Source organism: Pseudonocardia sp. TMWB2A, from assembly GCF_017312135.1.
Genome location: NZ_QKQY01000004.1, coordinates 209275 through 217140 on the forward strand (window position 1 = coordinate 209275; position 7866 = coordinate 217140).

Below are 7866 nucleotides of genomic sequence, written 5' to 3' on the forward strand. Positions count from 1 at the left end.
CGCGATGTGTTGTATTCGCAGCGTCATGCTGCTGGGTGAGCGCGGCAAGGGCTCAGCGGGCGAGAAGCATTCACGGAGGCTGCGTCGGTGGCGGCACGCAACAGCTGGCAGCTCAGCGGAGCTGCCGCCTCGTCACCGGTCGGCGCGGAGCTGACCTGGTGGGGCGCGGTGCTGCCGCGGGCAGGCCAGCTGGTCGTAGCCGATCCCCTTCTGCCCCGACCGCTGATGACGGCACTGCTGTCCGACGCTGCCGACGACGTGTCCGCCACCGGGCCGCGTCGGGCGCGCATCGTCGTGGTCTCGCTGCTGGCCGGCGGAGGGCTCGCCGCTGCTGTCGTGATGGCGACCGAGGCGCTGCAGGTGCTTCTGCTGGTCACCGCTGCAGTCGGCTTCGTGGTCTGGTCGAGCCGGATGCACAGCCGGGAGCACGCGGTCCGGGAGCGGGAAGGTGCGCGCCCGCTGTTCGCGGTGCGTCCCAGCGTCGGAGAGCCGACCTGGGAGCTGCTCGCCCATCTCGACAGTCGGCAGGCCGCCCGGCCCGACGATGCCTTCTGTGCCGCCGCTCGTCATCTGCTGTGGCGGGTCGCGCACGTGAGCCCGCGCAGCGACGCCGCGATCACACGTCTGACCGAACGCGCTCGCGACGGTGATCTGTCCTCCACTGACCAGCTGTGGGCTGCGGCTGAGGACCTGACCATGTTGGCCGTCGCCTCGCCACGGGACGTGCGCCGGTCGGTGCCCCAGCTCGCCGTCCTGTTCCGCTACGAGTCCGGCGCAACCCGCTGACGGTCCGGCTCCTGGCCGATGCCGCTCCCCTGCGCAGCGTCTTCGGCTTCGGTGCTCTGGAGGTGTCGCAGGAAGGGCTCGACCAGTCGCCCGTGTCGCAGCTGTGTGGAGACCTCGGTCTGTAGGCGTGCTTCGGCCAGGAGCTCGCCGGTACGGGGTGGCGGTTCGGCGTCGAGGACCTGGAACGTCGCGTCCGGACCGTCGCCCCGCCCGCCCCGTAGGGCCCAGGCCAGCCAGCTGGCCTCGGCCAGCGCCGCCCGGCGGTCGGGGGAGGTGCCGGAGCCGTGCTCGCGGGCGAAGTCGACCGCTGCGGACACCACGTGGGTGGGGACCCCGCTGAGCAGGGCGCGTGTCGTGTCCCAGATGACGACCATCCGCGCGTAGAGCGCCGCGTCCGGGCGCTCCCGCAGCAGGCTCGGCCGGGCGATGGCCTCGCTCTGTTGCCAGCTCGGCACTGCCGAGACCAGGACACCTTCGAGCCGGCGCAGCCGGAGGAATAGGACGGCGGCCCGGACCTGCTCGATGACCGGCTGCAGCGGGCCGCTCAGGCGGGTGGCGACGAGCCCGAGGCCGAGCAGGGTCGCGCAGCAGAGCAGGACGACGTCGCTCGCGGCGAGCGCCCCCTGGGCTAGCGGGCTGGCGGCGGGGTGCAGCTGCAGCGCGGCGAGCACCGCGAGGGCGGCGAAGGCCGCCACGAACAGTGCAGCGGACAGCCGCAAGGTCGTCTGCATGGCAGTGCTGGGGATGTAGCGCAGCACCCGTCGGCCGTGCCCGATCAGCACCGCGGTGCCGACCATCGGCCAGACCAGGGTCAGACCGGTGAGCATGACGAGCTGGGGGTAGCAGCTCCCGCCGGTGCGAGGCTCAACGAGGGGGAGCAGGGCCCCGTCGACGAGCAGGAGGATCTGGCCGAGCAGAACACCGCCTCCGGCAGCGATCGGTGAGATCGCGTAGAGGCGGCGCGACAGCGCTGTTGCCGTGGTGAACAGTCCGGTCCCTGCCAGCCCGATCGCGACGAGGATCCCGGCGGCGAGGTAGGCCCGCGCCGTCGGTGTCCCGGGGCTGGGTACAGCACCCAGCAGCGCGGCGACACCTGCGAAGAGGGCTGCGACGGTGATCCCCACCGCGGGCTGCGTTCGCCGGCGCAGTCCCAGCACCGCGGCCAGCAGCAGCGTGGCTGCAGCGATGAGGCTCAGGGTCAGGTGCATCGGGGCCTCATGTGAACGCGGACTCCAGACGAGCGGCCGCGGCGCGCACCTCGGCGGTGGCCACCCAGCGGTGCGATCGTCTGCCCGGTCCGAAGCCCAGCAGGGCCGCGCCGAGGGCGTCGGCTTCGGCTTCATCGTGCGCGCCGTAGGACGGATCGTTGCCCATCCATGCGCTGAGCCGCTGCTGGGAGTCCGACAGCACCGTGCTGAAGCTGGGGCGGAACCGGGCGCTGTGGGCCTGGTGGTCGAAGAACAGGTGACCTAGCTCGTGGGCGATGTTGTGGCGCCGGGCGAGCTCGCTGGCCGCGTGGGCGTAGAAGACGACCGCGACGCCGGGACGGGGAACCGTGCACAGCCCGCACAGCTCACGGGCCGATGCCCCCAGCTCGACCGGCAGCAGGCGGATGGTCAGCCCGCGGGCCTGCCCGAGCCGTTCCGCGAACGCCTCGAGGTCGACCTCAGACTCCGGACAGGGTTCGAGTCCCTCGTCGCGGAGCTTGCGGCGGGCGCGGGCGACGAGCTGGGTCCAGCTCGCCGGCTCCTCGCTCTGTGCGCGTCTGCGTACCCGCATCTCATGTCCCTCGGCCGGAAACTGATCACAGTAGGTCTACCCCGGGCGAGCCTCAACGAGTAGTGATCCGGTGGAGGAACGCTACTGGCGTTCGCGTCGCCGTCTGTGACGGTGGGTTCTCTGCGCCCTCATCCGGCTGTTCCTCCCGCGGTGGTGCGGGCCACCATCGCGGCGGCTTCGCTGGTCACTGCGGTGGTGGCGACGCTGACGGTGCCCACGCCCTGCGACTTCGCCCGGTTGAGCTCGGCGTCGGCTCGGGTGAGCAGCTGGTCGATGCTGTCGGCGGCGTCGGGCCACCCCGCCGCGCCGACGCTGGCGGTGAGTCGGGGCGCGGTGCCGTGCTCGACGTCGAGGACCGCGGCGGTGTCGATCGCGGCGACGGCGGCGGTGACGCGCTCGCCCAGGACCTCCAGGTCGTGCCGATCGGCGGCCGGGGCGGCGATCACGAACTCCTCGCCGTGCATCCTTCCCACGATGTCTCCGGCCCGGACCGCTGTGGGCAGGATCCGCGCGACCTCGTCGAGCAGATGGTCCCCGGCCCGTACTCCCCAGGCGTCGTTGATGCGGCGGAAGCCGTCGAGGTCGACCGCCAGTACCCCGAGGGCGGTGCCGCGCCTGCGCGCCCGCTGCAGCTCCGCCGTCGCCGCCCGGTGCCAGGTCCCCGGGCTGAGCAGTCCGTCGTCGTGGTCGGTGGTCCCGACCGTGGAGACCAGCACGCTGCGCGAGAGCAGCCAGAGGGTGGGGATCAGGAGCAGGACCGGCCACGGTGAGGACGAGGCGAGCATGAACGCCACCACCGCCCCGATGCAGAGCTGTGCCAGCTCGAAGCCGTGCTGACGCAGGTCGGTCACCATGTCGCGGGCCGCGAGCCGTCCGGCGGCCAGGAACACGATGCCGGCGACCAGACCTGCCTGCACCGAGGTGTAGGCGAGGAGTGCCAGGACTGTGGAGGCGATCGGCACCAACGTCGTCGCGCCGGCGGCGAGGTCGAGGCCCAGCGCGGCCGCGAGGTAGTGGGCGGCGATCCCGGCGATGACCACCGTCGAGGCGGTGAAGATCGTGCGGTAGACCGGCCCCCGTTCACGCGGGATGCGGGGGCGGTCGATGCGCAGGATCCGGTACCCGTAGATCGCGGCGACGGTCGCGGCGATCAGAGCGGGAGGGAGCAGTAGTGCGGCCACCACGGTGTAGACGGAGTTGGTGACCAGGTGGCCGGTCTCGGTGGTGCTCTCCCGCTTGATGGTCGCGCGCCGGTATCCGCGCTCGGCCGACAGCGCCGCTTCGTGCTGCAGGATGCAGGCGGCGACGAGGAGCGCGGCCAACCCGATCTGTGCCGGTTCTGCCCGGGTGGGAGCGGCGACGACGAGCGCGATCGCCAGTGTTTCGACCGCGATGACGTAGGCCAGGGCCGGTCGGGGCAGATTCAGCAGGGGCAGCCGTCGCTGCCGCTGGGTAGGTGGGGTGGGTCCGTCGGGTCTGGAATCCATCGGTGTCCTCCCGTTCACCGGTCAGCGGGGCTGCAGCCCGGTGTCCGGAGTCGGGGCGCCGGGGGCGACGGCCATGACGGCCTCGGCGAAGCTGACCGAGATCAGCAGGAACTCCTCCAGCGTGCCGCTCACCTGGCTTCCGTGCCCGCCGCCGAAGCGGTAGACCGCCGGGGCCCGCCCGAGGCTGCTGAGCTTGTCGGCGTAGGCGTCGACCTGCTGGATCGGGATCCGGGTGTCATTCTGTCCGGCGATGATCGCGACCGGTGCGCGGACGTGCTCGGCCACTGCCAGCGGCGACGCGGCGGCATAGCGCTCGGGTACCTCCTCCGGGGACCCGCCGAACAGCGCCCGGGCCATCGCACGCAGCGGCTCCTGCCCGAGCTCGTAGCTCATGGCGTGGTCGGTCACCGGCACGACACCGATCCCGCCGCGCCAGCGCTCCGGCTGCAGGCCGAGCGCGAGCAGCGTGAGGTACCCGCCCCAGGAGGACCCGGCCAGCAGACAGGCCTGCGGGTCGGCCAGCCCTTGGCTGAGGGCCCAGCCGTGGACCGCGGCGAGGTCTTCGAGCTCGGTGAGCCCGGGGCGCCCGACGATGGCCTGCCGCCAGGCCGCACCGTAGCCGGTGGAACCTCGGTAGTTGGTGGCGATGACGGTCCACCCCGCGTCGGCCCATACGGCCAGCCGCGGGGAGTAGACGTCGGCGTCATCGAGGTCGGGGCCGGGGTGCAGCCAGAACAGGGTGCGGCCCGGTGTCGATGGGGCGTTCTGTGGTCTGACGACCAGCACGGGGATGGGCCCTCCCGGCCCGTCGACCCACTCGACCGAGGCGGGGGCACCGTCGGGCGGCGCATCGTGGGAGTCGGGGAACAGCGGCTGCGAGCCGTCGGTCGGGCTCCACCGATAGACCCGTGGCGCCTTCTGAGAGGAGGTCCAGCTGTATTCCAGCGCGCCGCCCGGGCGGCGCTCGACGTCGAGCACCGATCCGTCGCTCGGGCCGATCGCTCGCAGGTCCGAGCCGTCCGCGCGGCACAGGTGCAGCGTGACGCGGGCGTGGTGGGTGTGCCGGATCGCGAGGGTCTCGGCGTCGAGCCAGATCCCGTCCACCTGGCCGGGCAGGTCGATGGCCAGCTCCTGTTGTTCCCCGCTGTCGGTGTTCCACAGCAGCAGCTCGTGGCGCCCTCGGCGCTCGTGGCGCACCAGAAGCCGCGGATCTCCCGCGGCGGGCGCGAACCCGATGGGGAGCAGCTGCTTGCCCTCGTCCCGGATCTCTGCCAGGGACTCGCCGCTGTCGACTGCGAGGACCCGGATGCCGGGCGTGCTGGCGTCGCCGTGCTCCGAGTGGCGGATTGCCACTCGGCTGCCGTCCGGCGCGATGGGCCCGGACATGCCGTCCTGTTCGTGCCGGTAGATGGCCTCGGCCGGCTGACCTTCGAACTGCCTCCAGACCGCGATGCCCTGGCGCACCGCGAGGGCGAACACCGCCACCGCACCTGTCGGCCCGTGCCCGAGCGCGAGCCCGCTGGCGATGCCGTCGCCAGCCTCGGGGGCCACAGCCTTCGCGGCGCCACCGTCGAAGGGCTGGCGGACCCAGTGCCCGAACTCGTTCCCGCCGGTGTCGTTGAAACCACCACAGCCACTCACCGTCGGCGGACAGCGCTCCGTGCTCGGTTCCCGACTCCCGCTCGGTCGCCTGGACCAGCGAGTCCGCCTCGCGGTCCCACAGCCACAGCTCATGGGTCCCCGACCGGTTACTGCCCAGCATGCTGCGCTCGGGACGGCGGGCCGCCGAGTGCGGCAGCCCCAGCGTCGTTCCCGTGACCCGAGCTCGCCAACGGCGTTCCCGCTCAGGGTCGGCGAACAGCTCCGTGGGAGGTGTGAAGGTCAGCCCCGGCTTGTCGCCGGCAGCGACGGCGGCCTCGTCCATCGTGCTCCTCCTGGCCTACTGGGTTCTGCCGGTCGTAGCCGTGGCGTCGGCATCGAATGCGAACGGGCGCAGCCTAAACCGGGGCTGCACGTCGACAGCCCGATCACGGCCTCGCCCGATCCGGCACGTCAGTGGGGCGGTGTCAGTAGGTCCGGCGCTTCTTGTCCAGCCCGGTGGGGTCCTCGCGGCGTGGAGGCAGCCCCTCCAACGAGCGGGCGTGCTCGAGTGCGGCCTCGACCGCGGCCAGCCCGGCGGGGGACAGATCACGGGCCCGCAGGGCGAGCTGCTCCACTCCTGTCTCCTGCAGGGTCTTGAGGGTCTCCAGCTCGCGGGCGACCTGCTGGTACCGCGACTCGTTGAGGAAGTAGTCCGCTCCCACTCCGAACAAGGCCCCCAGCGACTCCAGGTGCTTCACCGTGGGGTTGGTCTTCGCGCCCTTGCGCAGCTGCCAGATGTACTGCTGGGAGATCACCCGGCCTGCCCGGTCGGCCTCGGGAAGCGCCTCGACCATGCGCTCGATCGCGGTCGCCGCCCCGGGATTGCTGTAGGGCCGCCCTGTTGCCGGATCGACGATGTTGGCGAACAGCGCGTTGAGCTTCTCCGCCAGCGTGGCGCGCTCGGACGGCGCAGCTGCGTCGCTGGCGTTGGCGTCACTTTCAGTCATGTTCGGTGCGAGCGTCGCGGTCGACCGGTGGCGACGGGGTCGTGGTCGTCAACTCGCTCCCCCTTTCTACTTCAGTAGAGACTAGTCGGTAGGGGTGCAGGAAACCAAGCCTCAGCCGCGCTCACCCGCTCCGGGGGCCGAGGAGACAGCAAGCGCTCGACACGCCGACCCCGAACCGCCATCGCGAACTTCCTGCACGCCAGCGCCTTTCCTGCACCTCGAGCCTGAGAGCAGCTCTGCACCACGCGGGGCCGCCCCGCGACCTTGCCGGATGCAACGCAGCGTTCCACACCAGTTGACAAGTGCCTTCTATATCAGTTTACGCTGTGGCTCGTTCGGTCGCGTCTCTTCCGCTGCGGTCGGATCCATCGACAGGAGCGAGGAGGCGGCAGTGACGGATGGTGATCGCCGCGACCGACAGCCGGCCACAGCGTTGGGAGGGCACCAGTCGTGATGACAGCAGCCCCACAGGCCGCAGCCCCTCCGGACGGCGACATGGCGGGGCACGCACACAAGGAGGTCGTCGTGACCGAACCTCTACCCGCTGCCGTGTCCGAGAGCCTCGACGCCGCACCACGGCCCCGGCTGGCCCCGGACGTCGTGGCCCTCCTGATGGACCGCGAGCAGGCCCGACACCACAGCGAGCTCATGCGGACTCGCGAGCAGATCCTCGCCCTGTCGTCGTCGTCTGCCGAAGCCCTGCTCTCGGCTCTGGACGACGAACTGGCAGCGGTCGCCACCGCGGCGATCGGGGCGATGTCAGTGCTTCGACGGGACCCCACCCGACCCCCTCACTCCCTCGGCGGTCGAGGAGCTCAGCGGGTCGACCGGGGAGTACCTCACCCGGGTCGCGGACTTGAATCGCTCCCTGCTGGCGATCCATCTGGCCCTGGAGGCTCAGGTGCGAACGAACTCGTCCTAGCCGCGGCCCGCGCGCCGTCCACCGTGCAACCGGTGCAGGTCCTCGACGATGCGGGCCACCGACTGTCGGGTCTCCTCCGGCAGCTCAGCGACAAGTTCGACGAAGCTCTCCAGGTTGGCGTTTGTGCACCACCGCCAGCAGGTGCCGGTCGGGGTCGCCGGACTCGCTGAGGTCGTCGTCGAACAGATAGGCCACTGGCACCTGGAAAAAGCGGGCGATGCCTTCCAAGGTCGTCTTGGTGGGGTTGTCGCGCCGCCCCCCGGCGCAGGTGGTTGAGATACGGCACGGACAGCGACGGCCCTCC

The 7866-nt window shown here is 71.6% G+C and carries 6 protein-coding genes and 1 pseudogene; 1 reads left to right on the forward strand and 6 read right to left on the reverse strand.

Annotated features, from left to right (window positions below; genetic code table 11):
• Positions 1-87 precede the first annotated feature (87 nt).
• The gene (locus tag DMP17_RS46165) at positions 88-786 is read left to right on the forward strand and encodes a hypothetical protein (protein WP_337833014.1); all 699 of its coding nucleotides are present in this window, start codon (positions 88-90) and stop codon (positions 784-786) included.
• Here DMP17_RS46165 and DMP17_RS46170 read toward each other — a convergent pair.
• The 6 genes and pseudogenes from DMP17_RS46170 to DMP17_RS46195 all read right to left on the reverse strand — a co-directional run.
• On the reverse strand, positions 762-1994 hold the full coding sequence (locus DMP17_RS46170; RefSeq protein ID WP_337833015.1) for a DUF6545 domain-containing protein: 1233 nt from the start codon (positions 1992-1994) through the stop codon (positions 762-764). The genes DMP17_RS46165 and DMP17_RS46170 overlap by 25 nt on opposite strands.
• Before the next feature lie 7 nt (positions 1995-2001).
• A complete protein-coding gene (locus DMP17_RS46175; RefSeq protein WP_337833016.1) occupies positions 2002-2565 on the reverse strand; it encodes an ImmA/IrrE family metallo-endopeptidase in 564 nt (187 codons plus the stop codon).
• Positions 2566-2693: 128 nt separating this feature from the next.
• Entirely contained in the window at positions 2694-4052 is a 1359-nt protein-coding gene (locus tag DMP17_RS46180; RefSeq protein WP_337833017.1) for a GGDEF domain-containing protein, read from the reverse strand.
• Positions 4053-4073: 21 nt separating this feature from the next.
• A complete protein-coding gene (locus DMP17_RS46185; RefSeq protein ID WP_337833018.1) occupies positions 4074-5693 on the reverse strand; it encodes a prolyl oligopeptidase family serine peptidase in 1620 nt (539 codons plus the stop codon).
• A 425-nt stretch (positions 5694-6118) separates the two neighbouring features.
• A complete protein-coding gene (locus DMP17_RS46190) occupies positions 6119-6640 on the reverse strand; it encodes an XRE family transcriptional regulator (RefSeq protein ID WP_337833019.1) in 522 nt (173 codons plus the stop codon).
• 1006 nt (positions 6641-7646) lie between these two features.
• Positions 7647-7866 (reverse strand): annotated as a pseudogene (locus tag DMP17_RS46195) (hypothetical protein); the annotation flags it as partial.

What these genes read in the sequence shown, in the direction of transcription:
- DMP17_RS46180 (WP_337833017.1), bottom strand. Translation starts at nt 4,052, where the DNA reads ATGGATTCCAGACCCGACGGACCCACCCCACCTACCCAGCGGCAGCGA.
- DMP17_RS46175 (WP_337833016.1), bottom strand. Translation starts at nt 2,565, where the DNA reads ATGCGGGTACGCAGACGCGCACAGAGCGAGGAGCCGGCGAGCTGGACC.
- DMP17_RS46190 (WP_337833019.1), bottom strand. Translation starts at nt 6,640, where the DNA reads ATGACTGAAAGTGACGCCAACGCCAGCGACGCAGCTGCGCCGTCCGAG.
- DMP17_RS46170 (WP_337833015.1), bottom strand. Translation starts at nt 1,994, where the DNA reads ATGCACCTGACCCTGAGCCTCATCGCTGCAGCCACGCTGCTGCTGGCC.